This is a genomic window from Martinezella sp. CNPSo 3732, from assembly GCF_057784515.1.
Window position 1 is genome coordinate 876,954 of record NZ_JBXSOO010000001.1, and the last position, 21,638, is coordinate 898,591.

The 21,638-nt window shown below is 61.2% G+C and carries 22 protein-coding genes; 12 read left to right on the forward strand and 10 right to left on the reverse strand.

The window, feature by feature from the left end; translation table 11 throughout:
- Positions 1-4: 4 nt before the first annotated feature.
- The 6 genes from mdcC to AC13RM_RS03995 are packed head-to-tail and all read left to right on the forward strand — an operon-like array spanning position 5 to position 4,335.
- A complete protein-coding gene (gene mdcC, locus AC13RM_RS03970) occupies positions 5-316 on the forward strand; it encodes a malonate decarboxylase acyl carrier protein (protein ID WP_285170941.1) in 312 nt (103 codons plus the stop codon).
- A complete protein-coding gene (locus AC13RM_RS03975; protein WP_285170939.1) occupies positions 313-1,224 on the forward strand; it encodes a biotin-independent malonate decarboxylase subunit beta in 912 nt (303 codons plus the stop codon). The genes mdcC and AC13RM_RS03975 overlap by 4 nt, the downstream gene beginning before the upstream one ends.
- Positions 1,211-1,933 carry a biotin-independent malonate decarboxylase subunit gamma gene (locus AC13RM_RS03980; RefSeq protein ID WP_285170937.1) on the forward strand — a complete coding sequence of 241 codons (723 nt, stop codon included), beginning with the start codon at positions 1,211-1,213 and terminating at the stop codon, positions 1,931-1,933. Before AC13RM_RS03975 ends, AC13RM_RS03980 begins: the two co-directional genes overlap by 14 nt.
- Positions 1,926-2,567, forward strand: a complete 642-nt coding sequence (gene mdcG, locus AC13RM_RS03985) for a malonate decarboxylase holo-[acyl-carrier-protein] synthase (RefSeq protein ID WP_285170935.1) — start codon at positions 1,926-1,928, stop codon at positions 2,565-2,567. Before AC13RM_RS03980 ends, mdcG begins: the two co-directional genes overlap by 8 nt.
- Positions 2,564-3,418 carry a triphosphoribosyl-dephospho-CoA synthase MdcB gene (mdcB, locus tag AC13RM_RS03990; protein ID WP_285170932.1) on the forward strand — a complete coding sequence of 285 codons (855 nt, stop codon included), beginning with the start codon at positions 2,564-2,566 and terminating at the stop codon, positions 3,416-3,418. Before mdcG ends, mdcB begins: the two co-directional genes overlap by 4 nt.
- Entirely contained in the window at positions 3,415-4,335 is a 921-nt protein-coding gene (locus AC13RM_RS03995) for an ACP S-malonyltransferase (RefSeq protein WP_285170931.1), read from the forward strand. Before mdcB ends, AC13RM_RS03995 begins: the two co-directional genes overlap by 4 nt.
- Before the next feature lie 101 nt (positions 4,336-4,436).
- On the opposite strand, the gene AC13RM_RS04000 is transcribed toward AC13RM_RS03995, so the two are convergent.
- The 9 genes from AC13RM_RS04000 to melA all read right to left on the reverse strand — a co-directional run bounded on the left by AC13RM_RS04000 (position 4,437) and on the right by melA (position 14,159).
- Entirely contained in the window at positions 4,437-5,501 is a 1,065-nt protein-coding gene (locus AC13RM_RS04000; protein WP_285170929.1) for an ABC transporter ATP-binding protein, read from the reverse strand.
- Between the two features lie 82 nt (positions 5,502-5,583).
- On the reverse strand, positions 5,584-6,882 hold the full coding sequence (locus AC13RM_RS04005) for a D-tagatose-bisphosphate aldolase, class II, non-catalytic subunit (protein WP_488554592.1): 1,299 nt from the start codon (positions 6,880-6,882) through the stop codon (positions 5,584-5,586).
- Positions 6,879-7,832, reverse strand: coding sequence for an SIS domain-containing protein (locus AC13RM_RS04010; RefSeq protein WP_488554593.1), 954 nt, complete (start codon positions 7,830-7,832; stop codon positions 6,879-6,881). Before AC13RM_RS04010 ends, AC13RM_RS04005 begins: the two co-directional genes overlap by 4 nt.
- Positions 7,833-7,844: 12 nt before the next feature.
- Positions 7,845-8,702: a carbohydrate ABC transporter permease gene (locus AC13RM_RS04015; protein WP_095438757.1), complete on the reverse strand. Its 858-nt coding sequence runs from the start codon at positions 8,700-8,702 to the stop codon at positions 7,845-7,847.
- On the reverse strand, positions 8,702-9,619 hold the full coding sequence (locus AC13RM_RS04020) for a carbohydrate ABC transporter permease (RefSeq protein WP_488554594.1): 918 nt from the start codon (positions 9,617-9,619) through the stop codon (positions 8,702-8,704). The genes AC13RM_RS04015 and AC13RM_RS04020 overlap by 1 nt, the downstream gene beginning before the upstream one ends.
- Positions 9,616-10,872 (reverse strand): ABC transporter substrate-binding protein, encoded by a 1,257-nt coding sequence (locus tag AC13RM_RS04025; protein WP_488554595.1) that lies wholly within the window; start codon positions 10,870-10,872, stop codon positions 9,616-9,618. Before AC13RM_RS04025 ends, AC13RM_RS04020 begins: the two co-directional genes overlap by 4 nt.
- Positions 10,865-11,863 carry an N-acetylglucosamine kinase gene (locus tag AC13RM_RS04030; protein ID WP_488554596.1) on the reverse strand — a complete coding sequence of 333 codons (999 nt, stop codon included), beginning with the start codon at positions 11,861-11,863 and terminating at the stop codon, positions 10,865-10,867. Before AC13RM_RS04030 ends, AC13RM_RS04025 begins: the two co-directional genes overlap by 8 nt.
- On the reverse strand, positions 11,860-12,654 hold the full coding sequence (locus AC13RM_RS04035; RefSeq protein ID WP_488554597.1) for a DeoR/GlpR family DNA-binding transcription regulator: 795 nt from the start codon (positions 12,652-12,654) through the stop codon (positions 11,860-11,862). Before AC13RM_RS04035 ends, AC13RM_RS04030 begins: the two co-directional genes overlap by 4 nt.
- Before the next feature lie 188 nt (positions 12,655-12,842).
- Entirely contained in the window at positions 12,843-14,159 is a 1,317-nt protein-coding gene (gene melA, locus AC13RM_RS04040) for an alpha-galactosidase (RefSeq protein WP_488554598.1), read from the reverse strand.
- Between the two features lie 109 nt (positions 14,160-14,268).
- Here melA and AC13RM_RS04045 point away from each other — a divergent pair, with 109 nt between their 5' ends.
- Positions 14,269-15,168: a helix-turn-helix domain-containing protein gene (locus AC13RM_RS04045; RefSeq protein ID WP_488554599.1), complete on the forward strand. Its 900-nt coding sequence runs from the start codon at positions 14,269-14,271 to the stop codon at positions 15,166-15,168.
- Here the strand turns inward: AC13RM_RS04045 and AC13RM_RS04050 are convergent.
- Positions 15,157-16,233 (reverse strand): LacI family DNA-binding transcriptional regulator, encoded by a 1,077-nt coding sequence (locus AC13RM_RS04050; RefSeq protein WP_488554600.1) that lies wholly within the window; start codon positions 16,231-16,233, stop codon positions 15,157-15,159. The genes AC13RM_RS04045 and AC13RM_RS04050 overlap by 12 nt on opposite strands.
- A gap of 221 nt (positions 16,234-16,454) precedes the next feature.
- Between AC13RM_RS04050 and AC13RM_RS04055 the strand changes: the two genes are divergently transcribed.
- From AC13RM_RS04055 to AC13RM_RS04075, 5 genes are all read left to right on the forward strand, one after another.
- On the forward strand, positions 16,455-17,408 hold the full coding sequence (locus AC13RM_RS04055; protein ID WP_488554601.1) for a sugar phosphate isomerase/epimerase family protein: 954 nt from the start codon (positions 16,455-16,457) through the stop codon (positions 17,406-17,408).
- Positions 17,409-17,467: 59 nt separating this feature from the next.
- Positions 17,468-18,700, forward strand: a complete 1,233-nt coding sequence (locus tag AC13RM_RS04060; RefSeq protein WP_440479253.1) for an ABC transporter substrate-binding protein — start codon at positions 17,468-17,470, stop codon at positions 18,698-18,700.
- A 66-nt stretch (positions 18,701-18,766) separates the two neighbouring features.
- Positions 18,767-19,654 (forward strand): carbohydrate ABC transporter permease, encoded by an 888-nt coding sequence (locus AC13RM_RS04065; protein ID WP_440479252.1) that lies wholly within the window; start codon positions 18,767-18,769, stop codon positions 19,652-19,654.
- Complete coding sequence (locus AC13RM_RS04070) at positions 19,654-20,538, forward strand: carbohydrate ABC transporter permease (RefSeq protein WP_440479251.1); 885 nt, start codon at positions 19,654-19,656, stop codon at positions 20,536-20,538. The genes AC13RM_RS04065 and AC13RM_RS04070 overlap by 1 nt, the downstream gene beginning before the upstream one ends.
- A 4-nt stretch (positions 20,539-20,542) precedes the next feature.
- The gene (locus AC13RM_RS04075; RefSeq protein ID WP_440479250.1) at positions 20,543-21,625 is read left to right on the forward strand and encodes an ABC transporter ATP-binding protein; all 1,083 of its coding nucleotides are present in this window, start codon (positions 20,543-20,545) and stop codon (positions 21,623-21,625) included.
- Positions 21,626-21,638 lie beyond the last annotated feature (13 nt).

Consider the following 21,638-nt stretch of genomic DNA (forward strand, 5'->3'; position numbering starts at 1 on the left):
CGTCATGGAAAATCTGCTTTACGAATTGAAATCGACGCAGACCGGCGGAACCCGCGCCGTGGCTCTGGTGGGCGTCGTCGCTTCGGGCAACCTCGAGATATTGCTTGAACGGCGGGAGGCGCCCGGCCGTTGCGTCATCGAGATCGCGACGCCGGCCCATGGTTTCGCCGAGCTTTGGGCGGCAGTCACCGAGGATTTCGCGGCGCGCGCTGCTGCCGGCGGTCTGCGCATCACGATCAATGACGGCGGCGCCCGGCCGGACATGGTGGCGCTACGCCTGGCCCAGGGCGTGCGGCTGATGGAGAAGCCAGAATGACCGATCCCCGCACGCTGCGCCGAAGCTGGTATGAAGAATCTGCCCGTGGCCGGCTGCTGCATCTGCTCGATGCCGACAGCTTCACCGAATTCCTGGGCCCGGAACGACGGGAGACGAGCCCTCACCTTTCACTCTTCGATTTGCCCCGGCAGTTCGACGATGGCATCATCGTCGGAGCCGGCCGCATCGACGGCCGCCCCGTACTGGTGGCCGCCCAGGAAGGGCGCTTCATGGGCGGCGCCATCGGCGAGGTGCACGGGGCCAAGCTGACGGGCCTGCTGCATGCTGCAGCTAAGATGCGGCGGGATATCGTCATTCTCTTCGACACGGGCGGCGTGCGCCTCCAGGAAGCCAATGCCGGTGAATTGGCAATCTCCGAGATCATGCGTGCCGTACTGGACGCGCGATCCGAGAGTGTGCGCGTCATCGGTCTTCTTGGCGGCCGGGCGGGCTGCTATGGCGGCGGCAGCCTGATTGCCGGCTGCTGTTCGGCGCTCGTCATTTCCGAGCAGGGTCGTTTATCCGTGTCCGGGCCGGAGGTCATCGAGACGAACAAAGGCGTGGAAGAATTCGACTCGCGCGATCGGGCACTCGTCTGGCGAACCATGGGCGGCAAGCATCGCTACCTCATTGGCGGGGTTGATGTCTTCGTCGAAGACGATATCGCCGCCTTCCGGGCCGGTGCGATTGCCGCGCTGCAACGGCCAGCCACTTTGGACCTGACGGTGCTGCAAGCAGAACAGACGCGGCTCGAACATCGATTGCGCCATTTTGGCGATGCCCATGATGCCATCGAGATATGGGCGCGGCTGCATGTTGACGACCCCGGGCAAATACCGGAGCGGGACATCGGGGCGTTCCTCACCACAGCCAATATCCATCGGGAGAACGCCGATGCAGCTCGCTGATATCCTGTCCTCACTCTTTCCCGCCGGCCATGAGATAACGCAGGCGGATGGGCTCGTTACCGGCTGGGGCCGGTTGGACCAACAAAACCGGATCGATCTGATCGGCGTTACCGACAAGACCTATCCAGGCGTCGATGAGGCGATAGCGCTGGCCGGGCATATCCTGTCAGTCGCGCGGCGGCCGGACAGCTCGCCCCTATTGTTCCTGGTCGACTCCGGCAGTCAACGCATGAGCCGGCGTGATGAACTGCTGGGTCTCAGCGAGGCACTGGCGCATTTAGCAAAGGCCCTGTGGCAGGCTGAGCATGCGGGACACCGTACGATCGGCCTTCTCTATGGCGGCAGCGCTGCCGGCGCCTTTATCGCTACCGCGCTGGCCTGCGGATCGCTTGTTGCTTTGCCCACGGCCTGGCCCGAAGTCATGGACCTACCATCCATGGCTAGGGTGACCAAGCTGCCGCTCACCACCCTGAAGGAAAAGGCCGAGACGACGCCCGTTTTCGCGCCCGGCCTCGATAATCTGCTTGCAACCGGCGCGATAGCGGAAGTCTGGGATCCGGCCACCTCCTTGAACGCTCAACTTGCCGCACTTCTTACCAAGCCTGTTTCGCGTGATCTACGCGCGCAATGGGGCGCTGATCGGGGCGGCCGACTAAAGGCTGCCATGATTGCGGCCGAAGTAGAACGGCTGGCTTTGCTCCATGGTTGATGTTGCCGCCCTCCGCCGCCACGATCTTGCCTATGTGCGCTCCGAAGCCTGGCCGGGCCTGCTCCATGGACAGATCAAGGGCGAAATGGAGCCCGATCTGATGGCTTGGGCGGCGTTGGGGCGACCAGCAATCTTCCGTCGTCGGACCTGCAGCGACGCGGCGGACATCGTGCCCCTGGGGCTGCCTCTTCCTCCGGGCATGGGACGCAAACGGCTTGCCCTCGCCTGTCCGCCCGCTGCCGTGATACGGACCACACCTCCTCCTCTATTAAGGGATGCGCTGCCCGCGGCGCCGGCGCAATGGGGCCCGGCCATTGGCGCGCTTCTGGAGTCAGCCCCCTCTTGTCGCTGTTTCGGAAGTTTGGCTTGGCAATACCTGACCGGCCTCTCCTATCTGACCGATACTTCCGATCTCGATCTTCTGGTCGAGTGCCGCTCGGACGCCGATGCGATGCAAGTAACGGCGTTGCTGAATGATATTGCCGAATGCGCGCCGATGCGGATCGACGCCGAATTGATCACGCCTTCCGGCACGGCCGTCCAGTGGCGGGAATGGCTGTCGGGAAATCCGGAGATCTTGATCAAATCCCATATCGGATCGGCCTTGATTGCGCGGGAGGCGCTCTTTGCATGACGTTTCCGTTGCTGGCTGAACGATGCCCTGTCATCGTCAAGCATTGCGATCCCGGGCTGATCGGGCGGTATGCCGCACAAGCGCTGATCCTGGAGGTAGAGACCTGGCCCAAGCCTGGATTGGTCAGCCATATCGACAACGGCGCTCATGCCGATATGGATGCGGATCTTCTGCGCCTGAGCGCCCGGACGCTGGAGCCATTCTTCATCGCGCTTGCCGAGGCCGGCGCCATGGACATGGGCATGGATCGCCTGCGGCAAATCGGCATTGAGGCGGAAAAGGCAATGCGGGATGCGACGGCAGGGGTGAATACCCATCGCGGCGCCATCTTCGGCCTCGGCCTGCTGGCGGCGGCGGCCGGCCTGGCGGCGACCTGTGCCTGGCAGGCACCGCTCGGCACCCTTGTCGCACAGCGTTGGGGACGCGACATCCTCAAAAAGGCGCCGGAGCACGACAGTCACGGCGGCATCGTGGCGCGACGCTACCAGGTCGGCGGTGCGCGGGCCGAGGCGGCCGCCGGTATGCCATGCGTCTACGATATCGCCCGTCCGGCGCTTGCCGAAGGGCGTCGCCTGGCCACGGGTGACGAAGAAGCCGCAAGGGTTCATGCCTGCATGGCTCTGATCGCGGTGGTCGACGACAGCAATCTGCTTTATCGCGCCGGCCCGGAAGGGTTGAATTTCGCGCGTGAGAAGGCCCGCGCCTTCCTGGCTGATGGCGGGGTCGCGCGCGCGAACTGGCGATGGGATGCCAAGGCTATTCACCAGGCGTTCGTGGCGCGCAATCTCAGCCCGGGCGGTTGCGCCGATCTCCTTGCCATGGCGCTGTTTACCGAGGTGTTGGAATCGTGACCCTTGCGCTGCTGTGTTCGGGCCAAGGTCACCAGAGCCGGGAAATGTTCCGGCTGCTGGCGGCAGAATCCGAAGCACAGCTCGTTTTCGAAGCCGCGACCGCTGTGCTGGGGACGCACCCAACGGAATTCTGCCGGACCGTACCCGAAGCCGCGTTGCACGCAAACCGCGAAGGTCAGATCCTGTGCGTGACGCGTGCGCTTGCGATTGCTCGCGCCCTTTTCCCGGCCGGCGCGCCAAGCGAAACGATGGTGGCCGGTTACAGCGTCGGTGAAATGGCGGCGTGGGGGGTGGCTGGGATCTGGTCGCCCATGGACACTTTGAGGCTGGTCGATCAGCGGGCGCGGGAAATGGACGCTGCCGGTGGGCCGGATGACGGGCTTGGCTATGTGCGTGGTTTGCCAATGGCGGCGGCGCAGGAGCTTGCCGATCGTTTCCACTGCGCCATCGCCATCGTGAACCCCGTTCTCCTGTTCATCCTCGGCGGCGCCAGGCAATCGATCGATGCCCTATGCACCGCCGCGCTGGAAGAAGGTGCGGCACGTGCTGCGCCGATGCCGGTGCATGTCGCCTCCCATACACCGCGGCTCGCCGGTGCGGTGGCACCGTTTGACAAAACTCTCGCTTCGGCCGTCATGAGTCGCCCGGCGCTGCGCCTCATGACTGCCAACGGTGCCACGCTTGTTGTCGATCCGGAACGCGCCCGCGGGGGGCTTGCGCGGCAACTGGCCGAGAGGATCGATTGGGCAAGCGTGATCGAAGCCTTGGCCGAACGTGGCGCAACGACGATCCTCGAACTGGGGCCGGGTCGAGCCCTGGCGGAGATGGCAGGTCTCGCGCTACCTGGGGTAAGAGTGCGTGCAGTCGACGACTTTCATAGCCTCACAGGGATTAAAGCCTGGCTGGCTGCCGACTGAAACCAAAGTCTTCTCGCTACCACCGATCGGGTCGCCTGCCCTCGGATGCTGCAACGCAAACCGACTTTGAGGCTGGTGGCGGCGAGCAATGGCGAATGAGCTTACTCCAGCCGCCGGTCAGTCGCCCCGTCGAAAAGATGCAGCCGCCCAAGGTCAGGTATCAACGAAAGACGGCCGCCAGCCCGCGTGCTGACCCGTTCGCGCAACGCTATGACGAGATCGTCGGACCCGATACGCGAGACGATCAGGGTCTCTGCACCGGTGGGCTCCACCACGACGACTTCGGCATCGATGCCGCCCTCGCCTATGGCAATATTTTCGGGCCGTATGCCGTAGACAATCTCTGCGCCGCGCGCGACTTCGAGCCCCGCGGGCAACGGAAGGCGCGCTCCGCCGTCGGCGACGAATTCCAGCGGGCCGGTACTGCTGATCTTGCCGCGGATAAGGTTCATCCCAGGGGAGCCGATGAAGCCGGCAACGAAGAGGTTGGCGGGCCGGTCGTACAGGTCCAGAGGCGAGCCGATCTGCTCGACATAGCCGTCACGCATGACGACGATCCGGTCCGCCATCGTCATGGCTTCGATCTGGTCGTGAGTGACGTAGATGGTGGTCGTACGCAGGCGCTGATGCAGCTGCTTGATTTCGGAGCGCATCTGTACGCGCAGCTTTGCATCCAGGTTGGATAGCGGCTCGTCGAAAAGAAACACCTGCGGTTGACGCACGATCGCACGGCCCATGGCGACACGCTGGCGCTGGCCGCCGGACAGGTTGCGCGGATAGCGGTCGAGCAGGTTTTCGAGACCGAGGATCTGCGCCGCATCGCGCACGCGCTGCCGGATCTCTTCCTTCGGCGCCTTGGCCAATCGAAGCGAAAAGCCCATATTCGCCTCGACGGTCATATGCGGATAGAGCGCGTAGGATTGGAACACCATGGCGATGTCACGGCTCTTGGGTTCGACATCGTTGACCACCCGGCCGCCGATCGCGACATCACCGCCGCTGATCTCCTCCAGTCCGGCGATCATGCGAAGAAGTGTCGATTTTCCGCAGCCCGAAGGGCCGACGAGAATGACGAATTCGCCGTCCTCGATATCGATATCCACCCCATGCAGAACTTCGAAGTGACCGTAGCTCTTGCGGACACTCGTCACGCTGACCGATGCCATTATGATCTCCAATTAGAAAAGCGTGTGTCTGATCGCCAACGCCCTTGCCGACCACCAGGGCCGGGCAGCGCGCCAAGGTGACCTATGCGATCGTGGCTGCAGAATAAGGTTCCAGGGCCGCGTCGATCGCCGCAATACAGAGATCACGCGCCCGAGGCAGAACCTTCTTCGCGACCACTGCCGGATAGACCCGGCCGAGATATTGGCTGATGAGCGTTTCCGGAATATCGCCCTCGAAGCGCGCAAGCAGAGCCTCGACTGCCGCGGCGGCCTTCTCGTTCGGCCAATAATAGCGCATGCGGTCGCTATAGCTAAAATGGCGCTGCAAGCGCTGTTCCTCAGCCGAGCCGCCATAATGGGAATTCCAATGACCCGGACTTTCGAGCATGACGGCCTCCATCGTCGCATAGATCGCATCAGACAGAACCCTTCCGGCGAGAACCGACGCGATAGCATCGAGGCCATAGAGCGCCTCACGCAGGGCAAAGGTCAGGCCTGGCCCGACCTTGAGGATCGCGAAACCGCCCTCCACGAGGGCGGCAAGCGCGTCCCCAGGCTGATAGTCCGTGGAATGCGCCTCGAAGAGCAAGCCGGGCATCTGGTCGAGAGCGCCAACCAAGCCATCCGCACGATCCGGTCTGTAACGGACGACATTGGCATTGCCGAACTCGACGCCGGGCTGGACGACAATGGCGATCACCCGCTCCAGAGCGCCTTCGACACCGGCCTTGGCGAAGGCGGCACGATGCACTGCCAGTGTGTTTATCGCCGCCTCGGGTCGCGTCACCTCGAGCTCGTCGAGGGCATGGGTGGCGCCGCCCGGCGGCGGCACTTCGGTTCCGATAATATAGACGGGTGGCCGGCGGCCGGAGCGAAGAGCAGCCTGTTCCGCCACGCGTGCAAGCCGCGCGGCGCGTTCCGCCGTCAGCTCGTCGGCCAAGGCTACGGCCTCGCCGGCGCAGCCCATCGATGTATCGAGGTGGATCTTTTCGAAACCTGCTTCGACATAGGCCGCAATCATCGCCTCGGCCTTCGCCATCGCTTCCTCTGCGGGCAGCTTCCTCCACGGGTTCGGCCCAAGATGGTCGCCGCCAAGGATGATGCGGTCGACAGGAAAGCCGACTGCGGCGGCTATGTCTTCGACGAAACGGCGGAAGTCGCGTGGCGTCATTCCGGTATAGCCACCATCCTGATTGACCTGATTGCAGGTCGCTTCGATCAGCGCGACCGCCTCATCTAAGGCTGCACGCCTCAGTGCCGCCTCGATAACGAGCGGATGCGCGGAGCAGACCGATGTGATCCCGCGCTGCATTGTCTTGACGCGGTCACCGAGAAGCTTCTTCAGCGCAATGCTGCGATTGTGTTCGACGGAGGTGTTCATCCGAGCATCACGACCTTGGTCAGATGGCGGGGCGACACCGTATCGACACCCTTCGACTGCGCTGCCCGTTCGCCGAGGATCTGCAGAGCAGGCAGCACGCAGAGGCCCGAAAGTGCCGGATCGCAATCGACAACGAGTTCCAGATCGCCTGGGCCGCCAAAGCCGATGACGGCCGCACCCTTTTGCCGCAGCTCCTCGACCAGCAGCGCTTCCGCAGCCTTCTGATCGGCGCTATAGAGCATGACGACCGCCGTGTTTCCATCGACGAGGCTGATCGGTCCATGGCGGTATTCCAGGGGATGAAAGCCCTGCGTGATGATCTGGCTCATTTCCATCAACTTCAAGGCGCCTTCCAGGGCAATACCGTAGAGCGGTCCGCTGCCAAGGAAAACGAAATGCGACCGACCTTCGATGATCTTCGGAAGAGCCGCATCGAGCTGATCGGCCAGACGGCGGGCGGATTGGGCGATCGATGGCGGGATCTCCACGCCGACCATCTGCATGCCCAGAAGCAGCATGAGGCTCGCCGAGACCGTCATGACGATGCCCTCATCGCCATGGGTCGCCGCTTCGATCAGCCGGTCGCAATTCCTAGCAAGCGAGCTTTCAGGCTCGACCGTGATGGCGGTGACGAAAACGCCGGCTTTGCGGCTAGCCTTGGCAGCGGCAACGGTTTCCGTCGTCTCCCCGCTGCGCGAAAGGGCCACCAGATGGACCTTCTGCCAGCGCGGCCAGAAGGCGGCCGGCCGGTTCAGCCATTCCGCACCCGGCGCGGCAATCGCCGGATAGCCGGCAAGATTGGCGTGAGCCGCAAGCGACAAAGCGAGATTATAGGATGTGCCGCAGCCCAGAAAAACCGTCAGTTCGGCATCATGCGGGGCGGAGACCGGTCCAATCGCCTTTTCCCAATAAGGGAATTGTTCGAAGATCACCTTTTCCGTCGTATTCATATCAGCTCCGATTTACTTGACCGATCCGGCCAGCAGACCGCTGACGAGGTATCGATTGAGAAAGATGACGACCAGGGCGGGAATGATGATGGCAATCGATCCGCTTGCCGTGATCAGCCCATAGTCGATGAAGTTCTTGGTGACGAATTCGGGGATCAGCACCGTCAGGGGCTTCGTCGCCTGTGGCGAGAAGATGAGCGGGACGAGATACTGCCCCCATGCGCCAAGAAAGGTCAGGATGGCTGCCGCCGTCAGGCCGGGACCGGCAAGCGGCAGGACAATGTTGAAGAAGATGTAGAGCCTGCCGGCGCCATCGAGCTGTGCCGCCTCTTCAAGCGCGATCGGCAGTGCCTCGAAGACGCTTCGCAGCAACCACAGGGACAAAGGCAGATAGGCCGAGACATAGATCAACGCCACGCCCACATAAGTATCGACCAAATGCAGGCTGATCATGATCCGATAAAGCGGAATGAGCACCGCATAACCAGGGATTGCGAGAGTCGCGACGACAGCGGCAAACAGAAAGCCCCGGCCTGGAAACTGGATCCGCGTGAAGGCATAGGCGCCGAGTGCCGATATCGCCACACAAAGAAGCGTTGCAGCCACGGACGTGACGATGCTGTTGATCAGTGCTGCGCGAAACTGCGACCAGACCTGGACTCCGCCGATCCTGGCAATATCGATGCCGAAGAGGCGGGAGAAATGATCCAGCGTGAAATGCTGCGGAAAGAAATGGATCGGTCTAGCCGAAAAGTCCTCGGTCGGCGTGATGGAGCTTGCGAGCGTCCAGTAGATCGGACCGAGCGACCAGATCAGGAGGACCGCAACACCGGCCCAGATCAACAAACGATAGGAAAGGCTCTGTTTCATCAGTCAAACCGGGTGTTGCGATAGACGCGCAGGACATAGACAAGCGAGACCAGCAGCGAGACCAGCGTGATCACGAGAGACAGGGCCATGCCATAGGAGAAGCGCAGGTTCTGGAAGGTCTCGAGATAGATCTGGACGAGAACCGGTCGCGTCTCGAGGCTCGAGCCCGCCAAGACCCAGGCCTCGTCGAAGAGGTTGAATGCATTGACGGTCGCGTTGGTCATGGCAACGGCAATGGCACTGCGCACCAGCGGAAGCGTAACAAGGGCGAACATTTGTGTGCGCGTTGCGCCATCGATGCGCGCGGCCTCATAGAGATGAGCGGGAATGCTCTGCATAGCGGCCAGCACGATAACGACGGTCAGGGGCATCATGCGCCAGACGTGAACCACCGTGACTGCGATGATGGCGCTGGTGCGATCGTTGAACCAGACGTGGTTTTCGAACGGCAACCCTACGGCCGAAAGAATGCCGTTCAGCAATCCCGCACCGGGTTGGTAGATCCAGAGCCAGATCACCGCGTTGACGACACCGGGCAGCGCCCAGGGCAGGACGACAGCTGCGAGCAGCCATTGCCGGCCGACCTTGACCTGATTGATAAGAGCGGCGGCAAGCACGCCGAACACCGTTTCGGCGACAACCGCAAGCACGACATACAGAAACGTGTTGATCCACGTCGTGCCAAGCGCGGCATCGGAGAACATGCGAGTGTAGTTCTCCAGCCCGACGAAGGGCGTTCCCGCCTGCATCGGATTGACCCTGTGCAGGCTGTCCCACACCGTTCTTCCGATCGGGTAGAAGACAAGAGCCGCCATCGTGATCAGGATCGGCGAAACAAGCAGGATACCCAGCATGGTTTCGGCCTTGACGCCGGCACCACGCTTCGTCCTACCACCGGCAGAAATTGCAATTGTCATTGCGCCGATGCCTGCTTTGCCGCTTCGGCGATGTTCTGCATGGCCTGATCGACGGTGACCTGGCCCTTCGCCGCACTATTGATGGCCGTATTTACCGCGCTTGAGAATTCCGGATACCAAGGGGGTGTACCCTGCGGAAACAGAGGCTCGACGGTCTTCGACTGCGCGACGAGCGTGTCACCGCTCAGCAGCTGCCCGGCAGCATTGAGTTCAGACAAGGCCGATGTGCGGGTCGGCAATGCGCCACTGGCCGCATTCTTCTTCTGGAAGTCCTTGCTGGTGAACCATTTGACGAAGGCGATGGCGGCTTCCTTGTTCTGCGAGACGCGGGGGATGGCGAGCGCTTCGGGAAGGCCGAAGCTGCGGGTATCGCCGCTGGCCGTCGGCACTAGGATCGCCTCGACCTGGCCGGCGACCTTCGATTGCTTCGGATCGTTCATCTGACCGATCCTGCCCGGCTCGCCCGAGATCATGATGCTGGTGACGCCCTGGGCAAACATGCTCTCATTGATCTGGCTGTCCTTGAGGCCGGTGGAGGCGGGATCGACGAGACCTTCCTTCAGCAGCATCAGTTCAAAGGCCAGCGCCTTGTAGCCGGCCGAATCCTTCGAGACGAAAAGCGGCTTGAAATCCTTGTCGAACAGTTCGCCGCCGAAGGCCTTCGTCAGGAGATACCAGCTCGTCGACGCGCCTTCGGTCGCCGAAAGCGGCAGGCCGATCGGATAGGTCGCGATCTTCTTTTCCTTGATCTGCTTGGCGGCGGCGACAAGCTCATCGAGTGTCTTCGGCATTGTCGTGATGCCCGCATCGGCGAAATGCTTCTTGTTGATCAGCATGACGCGGAAGTCGTTGGTATAGGGCACGCCGAGCAGATTGCCGTTGACCGTGAAGATCTTGGAGACGCCGATATCCTTGACAGTATCGGCATCGATCACGTCGTTGAGCGGCAGATACCAGTCCGCGGCGCTGAACTGGCCCGTCCATGACCAATCGAACTCGGTGACATCGGCCGGTGCTGTGCCTGCGATCAGCGAGGTGACGAGCTTCGGGCGGATATCGTCCCACGAGAGTGTCTGCATATTGACGTGAATGCCGGTCTCGGCTTCGAAATCGCCGGGAATGTTCGGCGCCTGGGGCGAAGGCATCAGAACCGTGATCGATTGTCCGGCAAGCGGTTTCGCGTTCTGAGCGAGGGCCGGAACGGCGGCAACGAGCGCCGCAAGAGCGACGAATGGCAAAGTAAATTTACGCATGTTCCCTTCTTTCCTTGTTATTGAGGTCTGCTTCACCTGAATGCACCGCTGCGGTCTTTGCCGTTGCGGCGATTTGTGTGATCCAGCCGTCATCCACCGGCCAGTCGAGAAGGCGGGCGGCCGCCAGAAGGGCGCCGCCGATGGGAGGAAGTTTCGGGCTTACGGCCGGGCGGCCGACGCGCCGCTCGAGTGCAGCAAGCAGGGCGCGGCTTGCAAATGTTCCGCCTGCATAGGTCCAGTCAGCGCCCGGACCGCAATGCGGCGCTATGGCTTCGACATGCTTTGCCAGTTCCGATGCGGCCTGTTCGGTCAGCTGTTTTGCTGCTCCGTCACCAGAGCGCGCAACGCGATCGACGAGAACCGAGAGGGCAGCGATCTCGGCGCGAGGGTTTTTGAGTTCGCTCACCCATCCTCCCAGCGCATTGACCGGGTCGATGCTGTCGAGGTTGAGGAATTCGAACATGGCCTTCGCCAACGCGGTCGGACGTGCCCGCCCGTCGAGGCTCTGGCTGACGAGGCTGAGAGCTGCCCGTCCGATCCAATAGCTGCTGCCCTCGTCGCCGATGACGTCGCCCCAGCCGCCGACGCGCGCAGATGCGTCGGCGCTATTGCGTGCCCAAGCCATCGAACCCGTGCCGGATAGGATCAGAATACCAGGCTTTCCGGCGAAAGCGCCGAGATGAGCCGCATCGACATCGTTAAGAATATGCCGCTTCGCCTTGGGGAAGCTGATTTCGATCGCCTCGCGCTGCTGTTCCGACAGGCGCGCCACTTCGCCATAGGCCGGCAGCGCGGCGGCGACGGCCGCCGGCTGCTCCCGCTCCAGAAAGGGACGCAGGGCAAGATCCAGTTCGCGCCGCCAGTTCGGATTGTCCATCGGGTTGACGCCGCCGCTACGCGACATAAACAGCACGTTGCCGGCTCTGTCGGCAAGTGCCGCCAGCACCTTGCTGCCGCCACCATCGATACCGAGGATCAGGTCGTCGCTCATTCCGGCGCTCCGAGATCCGCGATCGTCGTCTCGACGCCGAGATTGACGAGTTCGCTGCGCCAATGCGCGGAAAGACCCGCATCGGTAATCACCTTGGCAGCACTCAAGGGAGCGACCTTATAGGTCGCCATCGTGCCGAACTTCGAGGAATCGGCGAGCACGAAGCGGTGCGCCGACCGGCTGAGCATGCATCTGTTGAGGCTCGCTTCGGCGCTGTCGACGCTATAGATCGCGCCATCCGGACTGATGGCGCTTGCGCCGAGGAAGAGTTGATCGAACCAGATGCTCTCAAGCATTGCTTCGGCCTGCGGCCCGACGAGCGAAGCATTTTCGCTGCGAAGCTGGCCACCGAGCAAGACGACTTCCAGATTGGGGATGTTGAGGAATTCCTGCGCCACCGTCAGGCCATTGGTGAAGATACGAAGCGGCATCGGGTTCAGACGGATGAGCCGTGCCAGCTGCAGAACCGTGGTTCCGGCATCGAGAAAGATTGCCGTGCGCGGCGTCAGCAAATCGTAGGCTGCCGTTGCGATTGCGCGTTTGGCCGACAGATGCCGCTTGGCCCGCTCCTGAAAAGCAAGCTCCACTGACGATCCCTCGGCGATCCGGGCGCCGCCATGCACGCGGTCGATGGCGCCTTCCCGCTCGAGGACCTGCAAGTCCCTGCGCACCGTTGCCAAGGAAGCACCGATGGCATCCGCGAGCGCCTGAATAGTCGAAAACCCGTTCGCATACAGATGGCTGCGAATAGCGTCGAGACGATCGACTTTGACTCCTCCAGCCTGACTCAATGAAGGTTCCTCTTTCGTAATCATTTCTATTTCGCTCAGACTTCCATTCAATAAGATCAATGTCAATCATAATTCTGATCTTTTTTGATCTATTTCGCGATCGGCATCGAGCCAAAAAAGCAAACGCGCGGCCTCCTCTCTCGAAGAGACCGCGCTGGTGAATTATCGTCGCTCAAGACGTGGTGGGCCTAATGGTAGGCGGGCAAAAGACTGCCGTGTTGCTCGATCATGTCGTCAACAAGTGCCCATATCTGATCGGGTGACAGCTCCGCTGCGGTATGCGGATCGAGCAGAGCCGCCTGATAAATGCGATCCCGCCTCTTCGTTAGTGCCGCCTCGACCGTCAGCTCCTGCACGGAAACGCTTAAGCGCATGACGGCTGCGAGCTGCGAAGGTATCCGCCCGATGCGCGTGGGCTGAATGCCGTTATGATCGACATGGCATGGAACTTCGACGATGCACTCGTTCGGCAGATTTTGGATCAGTCCGTTGTTCGGGACATTTCCGTAGATCAGCGCGGGCCGGCCGGTGACTGCCGCGTGAATGATACCGGCCGCATATTCATTGCTCCGGCAGACATCGATCGGCTTGCCGCCTTCAAGGTCGCTGCGCAACTCGTGCCACTCGGCGATCTGGACTTCGCAACGGCGGATATATTCATCCAGGGGAATATTGAGTCGCTCGATCAGATCGCTACGGCCCTCCTTGATGTACCAGGATGTATATTCCGAGAAATGCTCGCTCGATTCCGTGACGAAGTGGCCAAGTCTTTTCAGAACGTCGAAACGCACCCGATCGTCAGCGGGAATGCGTCCTTCTTCGACCAGAGCGCGCAGACGCGGATAGAGGTCCTCGCGGCTGCCGTCGGCGTGCAGTTTTTCATATTTGAGAAAGAAGGCGATATGGTTGATGCCGGCCGAGAGATAGTTGATATCGGCGACGTCTTCGCCGAGGCAATCGGCAAGATGGGCGGCTGTGTGCTGCACGCTGTGGCAAAGCCCGACGGTGCGGATGTGAGGCGCAATCTCTTTGATCGCCCAGCAATTGATCGCCATCGGATTGACGTATTGCATCAGCAGGGCATTGGGGCACATGTCTTCCATATCACGGCAGATTTCTTCGAGAACGGGAATGGTGCGAAGCCCACGGAAGATGCCGCCGATCCCGAGCGTATCAGCGATGGTCTGCCGGAGGCCATGCCGTTTCGGGATTTCAAAATCAGTCACGGTGGCCGGCTTGTAGCCTCCGACCTGCATCATCAGGATGACGAAATCCGAACCTTTCAGCGCTTGCCGGCGATCAAGCGTCGCCTCGATGCGCACCTTGTCGAGGCGAAGCGCCTCGCAGATGCGCTGTGCAACGATTTCGGATGTTTTCAGGCGCTCCGGATCGATGTCGAAGAGACTGATGACGTAATCGCCACCACCCTGACTGGAAAGGACGTCGCCCAGAATATTCTGGGCAAAGACGGTGCTGCCGGCACCGATCAGGCAGATCTTTGGCATGAAGGAATCTCCGCGTGGAATGGCTTTGAACCTCATGCCTCTTTCAATTCGGAATTTCCTCCTGCTATCAATGAAATTATTCCCGGATTCGCGCTACCAGACAGGCCCCATGCCGAAACCCAGCAATTCCGTCGAACGTGAAGCTCTCATCACATCCGCCGGCGGCTTTCTGATCGAGCGGCACATCGCCGATGCCATGAGTGCCGCGCATTGGCACGACCATGTCGAGCTGAACTTCCTCATGGAAGGGCAGATGACCTATATTTTCAACGGAAGGCAGGAGCAGGTGGACGCGGGGCGGCTGGTGCTGTTCTGGGCCGCCATTCCGCACAGGACGATTGCGGTCACCTCCAATGCTCCGCTCATCTGCATCTATCTTCCGCTCGTCGACTTCCTGAGTTTGCCGATCGATCGCAACGTGCGGCAGGCGATCATGCAGGGACGGTTTTCGGCCGATATCCGCCCCTACCCCGCCGACGCCGTGCTCCTGCCGCAATGGGTGGCCGACTGGGGGCACGGGGACATGGCTCGGCGTCGGCTGATCCTCGACGAGGTCAAGCTCAGAATACGGCGTTTCGTTCTCGATGCTCCCGACGACGATCATGACTTCGCCCGACGGCGTTCGGCACCGGCCGTCAGTATTGCCGTGCAGCGCACCGAAACATTGACCGACCTTATCCATACCCGCTATTGCGAACCGGTAAGCTTGCCGATGTTGGCGGGGCTCGCCGGCATCCATCCCAGCACGGCCAACAAGATCTTTCACAGCGTATTGGGCATCTCGGTCAACGAATATCTGACGCGTTATCGCCTGGCCCGGGCGATGCAGCAGCTCGCCGAAACCAACAGCCCGGTCCTGCAGATCGCCTATGATTGCGGCTTCGGCTCCAGCAGCCGGTTCTACGACATCTTCAAACGGCGGACCGGAACAACGCCGAGACTGTTTCGCTCGTCGCTCGGCCGGGATGAAGGCGATGAGAGCGATGCAATGCAGTCCCTAAACATTTGACGGCGCCGGACCAAAGCTTTCGCGCCGAATGAGCTTGCTTTCGATGACGTGACGCAGGGCCGCTGCCTTATCCGGCGCATCGATCCGTTCCATCAGCAAGCTCACGGCCATCTGACCCATTTCCTCGACAGGCTGTTCGATGGTCGACAGCGGCGGCAGCGAATATTCACAGACCGGGGCGCCGTCGAAGGATACGATGGAAAGATCGGCCGGAATTTTCCACCCCATGCGTTGAACGCAGCTCATGAAGGAAATCGCCATATCGTCGCTGGTGGCAATGACGGCCGTGGGTTTCAAGATGAGATCGGCAAATTCCGCCGCAGCAGCAACGCCGATCTGGAAACCATGCTGATAATCCAGGCTGCCGCCGGACCTGACGATCGCGGTCTCCGGCAGACCCACAGCGGCAAGCGCTTCAACGGCACCCAGATAGCGTTCTCTGTCGTGATAATTGCCCTCCGGACCGGCAAGATAAAGAAAACGCCGGTGGCCGAGAGCAAGCAATTCGGCCGTGGCCTCGCGAACGGCCTGCCGATCATTGGTCACGACGCTCGGCAGGGCGGCATGGCTCATATCGTACAGAAGCGAGACGACAGGTAGAGCCGAATCCTTAAACGAGCGGCTGCCATCGACCGGAAGATCCGAAGAGAGAATGATGGCGCCACGCACCGTGCCACCAAAAGCCAGATCGAGGATATGGCGCTCGGAAGCCTCGTCGCGATCGAGGTTGGCAATCATCAGATGGTAGCCATTCTGACTCAACGAGCGGTTTATCCCCTGCAGAACCAATGGAATGACCTGCGAGACACCGTAATAGAGCGAGCCCGGCAGAATGATCATGACGACGTTGGACTTGCCGACGCGCAGCCCTCTCGCCATAGCATTGGGCGTATAGCCGAGCTGCTTGGCCGCGGCATCGATCTTAGCGCGGGTCTTCTCGTTGACGCGGCCGGGATTGGCGAGCGCGCGGCTCACCGTGGAGATCGCGACGCCTGCCAGCCGAGCGACATCCGCCATCAGAGGGCCGGAATGCTCTTCTGCCGGCAGATCCTTGTTATTCTTCACTTTTTGGCGTCCTTCCCAATGCCCATCGCGCGGGATGCTACGGCAATCCCAGCCGTTTAGCAAACGTTTGCCAAAAATCGCTTGCATAAAAAAACGACTTGTCTACTATTCAGGCACGGCAAACGTTTGCCAATTGCAGTGCATTGAAATCATTATGGATTATTTGGCCGCGGATCATGGTTCCGCGAGCGATCTTCCATGCCTTAAGAACGGATAGTCTCATGACCTCTACGGAACGGCTGCGCTTTGGTGTCGATCTCGTCACCTTTTTCCACCCCGGATTTTGGGGCGTAGAGGATTATGACGGCATCATCGCGCTATCGCGCAACACGCCCCGCGCCTTCTGGGACAAGATACTGGACGCCGTGCAAGCCTCCGGCGTTACCGGTGTGGAGCTGACCTTCTCGCCCTTCAACTGGCAGGATGCGACGAAGACCTATGGTTCGGTCGAGAAGTTTGCCGCAGAGCTTTCCAGCCGCGGGTTGACACTGGCGAGCGGCTTCTTTGCAGAACTAGAAGCCGCCGGCGATTTCACAGAGGCATCCGCACAGGCCGCCATCATCGACAAAGCCGAAAAATATGCCGAGTTCCTCAAGGCCTGCGGCAGCGATATCATGGTCATCGGTGCGCCGCTTCGCCAGACGCTCGGCGCTCAGCCGGTGCGGTTCTTCGATTTCGAGCACGCGCGCAAGATTGCCGATTTCCTCAATCGCCTCGGTGCCGCTCTCTACGCCAAGGGTGTGCGGCTCGCTCTTCACACCGAGGCGCATTCGATTTTTGCAGCAGCGCGCGATGTCGATCTGCTGATGCTGCTGACCGATCCCGCCTACGTGCATATGTGCCCGGATACGGCGCATATCATCGTTGCGGGCTCCGATCCGCTGCAGCTTGTCGATCGTCACCATGAGCGCGTCATCATCGCCCATTGGAAGGATGCGCTGGGTCCGATGCCCGCCGATACCGTCATCGATGAGCATATCCATGACCGCCATCGCCCCTATTTCTGTGGCTTCGGCCTCGGCCGGGTCGATTGGCCGGGCTGGGCCAGGCTGCTGCGCGACCGCGGCTATGAAGGCTGGGCCATCCTTGAGCTGGATGCAGCCCCCGATCCGGTCGGCGATATCGCCAACGGGCTGACGCTCGTCAGACAGGCGCTCTTGCCGATCTATCGCTGATACCAACAATCCGACAACGAACAGCCCCGCCAAGAGGGCTTTCCTGAAGAGGTGGAACGATGAAAGACATAGTGAAAATGCTATTGATGGGAGCCGCACTCGTTACGGCCTCCATCCCTGCCCATGCGGAAGACAAGCCGCAGGCCGAGGTGATGACCTCCTGGACATCAGGCAGCGAAGCCGCCGCCCTTAACGTCGTCAAACAGGAGTTCGAAAAGCGCGGCGGCACCTGGAAAGACTCTTCCATTGCCGGTTTCGGCGCGGCCGATGCTGCTTTCCAGAACCGTCTGGTCGCGGGCGACCCGCCGACTGCAAAGCAGGCCGTGCTCGGCCTTGCCAATACCGATTTCGTCAATCAGGGACTTATGAGCCCGATCGACGATGTGGCGAAAGCCGCCAAATGGGCCGATGTCCTGCCCAAGTCGATCTACGACCTCATCTCCTATGACGGCAAGGTCTATCTCTCTCCGACCGGCGCTCATGGCGAGAGCTGGGCGTTCTATTCAAAGGAGGCCTTCGCCAAGGCTGGCCTCAACGACGAACCGAAGAGCTGGGACGAATTCTTCTCGGCACTCGACAAGTTGAAGGCTGCCGGCATCCAGCCTGTCGCTTGGGGCGGCCAATCCTGGCAGGAATCCAAGGTCTTCAACATGATCCTGCTGACCCAGGTTGGCATTGACGGCTTCCTCAAGATCTATGTCGACAAGGACAAGGGCGACGCCTCGACGGCGGGCGTGAAGAAGACGCTCGATATTCTCGGCAAGCTGCGCGCCTATGTCGATGAAGGGGCTGCGGGCCGCAACTGGAACGACGCGACCGCCATGGTCATCACCGGCAAGGCCGGCGTGCAATTCATGGGCGATTGGGCCAAGGGTGAATTCGTTGCGGCTGGCAAGGAACTGGGCAAGGATTATGGCTGCATGCTCGTGCCGCAATCGCCGGGCATGGTCTATGTCGCCGATTCTTTCTCCTTCCCGAAGATCGCCGACGCGGCCGCACAAAAGGGGCAGGTCCTGCTCGCCGAGGTCGCCATGGACCCGGCCGTGCAGGTCGAGTTCTCGCTCAAGAAGGGCTCGGTGCCGATGCGCACCGACGTCGACAAATCGAAGCTCGACGTTTGTGCACAAAAAGGCCTTGAGCTGATGAGTGCCGGCAAGATCGTGCCGGATCAGGCTCTGATCCTCTCGCCGCAGCAGGCCGGCGCACTCAACGACTTCGTCGACGAGTTCTGGACCAATCCGTCCGAGGACAGCGCCTCGGGTGCGGAGAAGTTCTTCGCGATCTTCGAATAGCCTTCCAGCGAGCCGATCGCCGGAATTGTCGATCGGCTCCGCCCATCCTTTCGAGAAAGTTTGCCTATGCAAACCAAGCGCAGACGTCCCCTTGCTGCGACCTTTGCCCTGCTCCCGACATGGATTGCCGCGATCTTCGTCTATATCGGCACCATGGTCTGGTCGGTGCGCCTGTCTTTCACGGATTCGACCATCTTCCCGTCGTCCAACTATGTCGGCTTTGCCCAATATGCCAAGCTGTTCCGGACATCGCGATGGCTCGCGTCCCTGGAGAACGTGCTGATCTTCGGCGTTCTCTATGTCGCCGGCTGCCTTGCTCTCGGCTTCGTGCTCGCCGCGGCGCTCGATCGCAAGGTTCGCTTCGAAAGCGTATTTCGCACCATCTTCCTTTATCCCTATGCCATGTCCTTCGTGGTTACCGGCCTCATCTGGCAGTGGATGCTGAACCCCACCTTCGGCATTCAGGCGACCGTCAGGGCGCTCGGCTGGCAGAGTTTCGTCTTCGACTGGATCGTCAATCGCGACATGGCGATCTACACGGTAGTCTTTGCCGGCGTCTGGCAGGGCGCGGGCCTCGTCATGGTCATCGCGCTCTCAGGTATGCGCGGGATCGGCGAGGAGCAATGGAAGGCAGCGCAGATCGACGGCATCCCGGTCTGGCGCATCTATACCTCGATCATCCTGCCGCAGCTCGGGCCGGCGCTTGCCGCATCGGGCATGCTGCTCTCCATGGGCGTGATCAAGACCTATGACCTCATCGTCGCGCAGACCGGTGGCGGCCCCGGTAATTCGACCGAAGTGCCGGCAAAATTCATCATGGACAATCTCTTCGAGCGCCAGAACCTCGGCCTTGCAAGTGCCGGCGCCACCGTGCTCGTGCTCTCGGTCGTCATGGCCGTCGCGCCGTTTCGCTATGCGCTCCACATGCGCGCCAGAAGAAGGGGAGCACATTGATGGCGGCCCTTCATCCCCGCGGTCCGAAGCCATCACGGCTGACAGCAGGCCAGATCGGGCTCTATGCCTTCCTTATCCTGTCTGCGCTGTTCTTCCTGCTGCCGCTCTATACGATGCTCGTCACCTCGCTGAAGACGATGGAAGAGATCCGGCAGGGCCGCATCTTCGCCCTGCCTGATACCATCGATTTCAACGCCTGGAAGACGGCGTGGTCGGGTGCCTGCATGGGTACGCAGTGCCTTGGCGTACGGATCGGCTTCTGGAATTCGGTCAAGATTACCGTGCCGGCCGTGGCGATTTCCGTCTTCATCGGCGCCATCAATGGCTACGCCCTCTCCTTCTGGCGGCCGAGAGGCTCGAACCTGCTGTTCGGGCTTCTGATGGCCGGTGGCCTTATCCCCTATCAGATCTTCCTCTATCCGCTGGTGCGGCTGCTCGCCAATCTCAGCCTTTACAACTCGGTAGCAGGCGTGGTCCTCGTTCACGTGATCCTCGGCCTGCCGCTGGTGACGCTGCTGTTTCGCAACTATTTCGTCGCCATTCCCGAGGAACTCTGCAAGGCCGCCCGCGTCGACGGCGCCGGCTTCTGGCGGATCTTCCTCGAGATCATGCTGCCCATGTCTGTGCCGATGATCGTCGTCGCCTCGATCTTCCAGTTCACCGGCATCTGGAACGACTTCCTGATCGGCCTGGTCTTTGCAGGGCGCGACAATCTGCCGATGACGGTGCAGCTCAACAACATCGTCAACACCACCATGGGCGAGCGCGCCTACAATGTGAACATGGCCGCCACGATTCTGACCGCCATCGTTCCGCTCGCCATCTATTTCTTCTCCGGCCGCTGGTTCCTGCGTGGTGTCGCCGCCGGCGCAGTCAAGGGGTAACGCCATGCAGCCTGCCGTCTCAGTCAAGGACCTCAAGATCGCCTATGGCGATCACACCGTCATCGACAAGATGTCGATCGACATCGCTCCGCGCGAATTTCTCGTGCTGCTCGGACCCTCCGGCTGCGGAAAGTCCACCCTTCTCAACTCCATCGCCGGCCTGCAGGATATCAGCGACGGCGAGATATGGATCTCGGACAAGAACGTCACCTGGGCCGAACCGAAGGATCGCGGCATCGGCATGGTCTTCCAGTCCTATGCGCTCTATCCCCGCATGTCGGTGCGCAAGAATCTCTCCTTCGGCCTGCGCGTGGCGGGTCTTCCCAAGGCCGAGATCGAGGCGCGCATTGCCCGCACAGCTTCGCTTCTGCACCTCGACAAGCTGCTCGACCGTCGCCCTTCGGAACTGTCGGGCGGCCAGCGTCAGCGCGTCGCGATCGGTCGTGCCCTGGTGCGCGAGGTCAACGTCTTCCTCTTCGACGAGCCGCTGTCCAATCTCGATGCCAAGCTGCGCAACGAGCTGCGTGTCGAGATCAAGAAGCTGCATCAGAGCCTCGGCAATACGATGATCTATGTCACGCATGATCAGGTCGAGGCTCTGACCCTTGCCGATCGCATCGCCATCATGAAGGACGGCGTGATCCAGCAGCTCGCCACCCCATCCGAGATCTACCATCGCCCGGCCAATCTCTTCGTTGCCGGCTTCATCGGCGCGCCGGCGATGAATTTCATCAAGGGCGAGATCGTCTTGAAGGGGGATGTGCCGGTCTTCGAAAGCAACGGACTTGCCATCGATCTCGCTGGGTACCCCTTCCTCAACGCCGCCAAGGCAGGTCCCGCGACGCTCGGCATCCGGCCGGAGCATATCGCGCCGAATGGCGCGGACGTGGGTTGGCCTACGATTCCCGGCACCGTCTCGGTCGTCGAACCGATGGGCGCCGACACCGTGCTGTGGTTCGACTGGGCAGGCCAAAGCCTCTCCTACCGCATCATGGGAGATGCCGTCCTGCAGCCTGGCGCGGCGATCATGCCTGGCCTCGATATCGCCAAGGCCTCCCTCTTCGGCGCCGATGGCACTCGCCTCTAAGACAACCTCTACA

What these genes read in the sequence shown, in the direction of transcription:
- AC13RM_RS04030 (WP_488554596.1), bottom strand. Translation starts at nt 11,863, where the DNA reads ATGAGCGACGACCTGATCCTCGGTATCGATGGTGGCGGCAGCAAGGTG.
- melA (WP_488554598.1), bottom strand. Translation starts at nt 14,159, where the DNA reads ATGCCAAAGATCTGCCTGATCGGTGCCGGCAGCACCGTCTTTGCCCAG.
- AC13RM_RS04010 (WP_488554593.1), bottom strand. Translation starts at nt 7,832, where the DNA reads ATGAATACGACGGAAAAGGTGATCTTCGAACAATTCCCTTATTGGGAA.
- AC13RM_RS04020 (WP_488554594.1), bottom strand. Translation starts at nt 9,619, where the DNA reads ATGACAATTGCAATTTCTGCCGGTGGTAGGACGAAGCGTGGTGCCGGC.
- mdcG (WP_285170935.1), top strand. Translation starts at nt 1,926, where the DNA reads ATGGTTGATGTTGCCGCCCTCCGCCGCCACGATCTTGCCTATGTGCGC.
- mdcB (WP_285170932.1), top strand. Translation starts at nt 2,564, where the DNA reads ATGACGTTTCCGTTGCTGGCTGAACGATGCCCTGTCATCGTCAAGCAT.
- AC13RM_RS04025 (WP_488554595.1), bottom strand. Translation starts at nt 10,872, where the DNA reads ATGCGTAAATTTACTTTGCCATTCGTCGCTCTTGCGGCGCTCGTTGCC.
- mdcC (WP_285170941.1), top strand. Translation starts at nt 5, where the DNA reads ATGGAAAATCTGCTTTACGAATTGAAATCGACGCAGACCGGCGGAACC.
- AC13RM_RS03980 (WP_285170937.1), top strand. Translation starts at nt 1,211, where the DNA reads ATGCAGCTCGCTGATATCCTGTCCTCACTCTTTCCCGCCGGCCATGAG.
- AC13RM_RS04055 (WP_488554601.1), top strand. Translation starts at nt 16,455, where the DNA reads ATGACCTCTACGGAACGGCTGCGCTTTGGTGTCGATCTCGTCACCTTT.
- AC13RM_RS04005 (WP_488554592.1), bottom strand. Translation starts at nt 6,882, where the DNA reads ATGAACACCTCCGTCGAACACAATCGCAGCATTGCGCTGAAGAAGCTT.
- AC13RM_RS04075 (WP_440479250.1), top strand. Translation starts at nt 20,543, where the DNA reads ATGCAGCCTGCCGTCTCAGTCAAGGACCTCAAGATCGCCTATGGCGAT.
- AC13RM_RS04070 (WP_440479251.1), top strand. Translation starts at nt 19,654, where the DNA reads ATGGCGGCCCTTCATCCCCGCGGTCCGAAGCCATCACGGCTGACAGCA.
- AC13RM_RS04045 (WP_488554599.1), top strand. Translation starts at nt 14,269, where the DNA reads ATGCCGAAACCCAGCAATTCCGTCGAACGTGAAGCTCTCATCACATCC.
- AC13RM_RS04060 (WP_440479253.1), top strand. Translation starts at nt 17,468, where the DNA reads ATGAAAGACATAGTGAAAATGCTATTGATGGGAGCCGCACTCGTTACG.
- AC13RM_RS03975 (WP_285170939.1), top strand. Translation starts at nt 313, where the DNA reads ATGACCGATCCCCGCACGCTGCGCCGAAGCTGGTATGAAGAATCTGCC.
- AC13RM_RS04065 (WP_440479252.1), top strand. Translation starts at nt 18,767, where the DNA reads ATGCAAACCAAGCGCAGACGTCCCCTTGCTGCGACCTTTGCCCTGCTC.
- AC13RM_RS04000 (WP_285170929.1), bottom strand. Translation starts at nt 5,501, where the DNA reads ATGGCATCGGTCAGCGTGACGAGTGTCCGCAAGAGCTACGGTCACTTC.
- AC13RM_RS04015 (WP_095438757.1), bottom strand. Translation starts at nt 8,702, where the DNA reads ATGAAACAGAGCCTTTCCTATCGTTTGTTGATCTGGGCCGGTGTTGCG.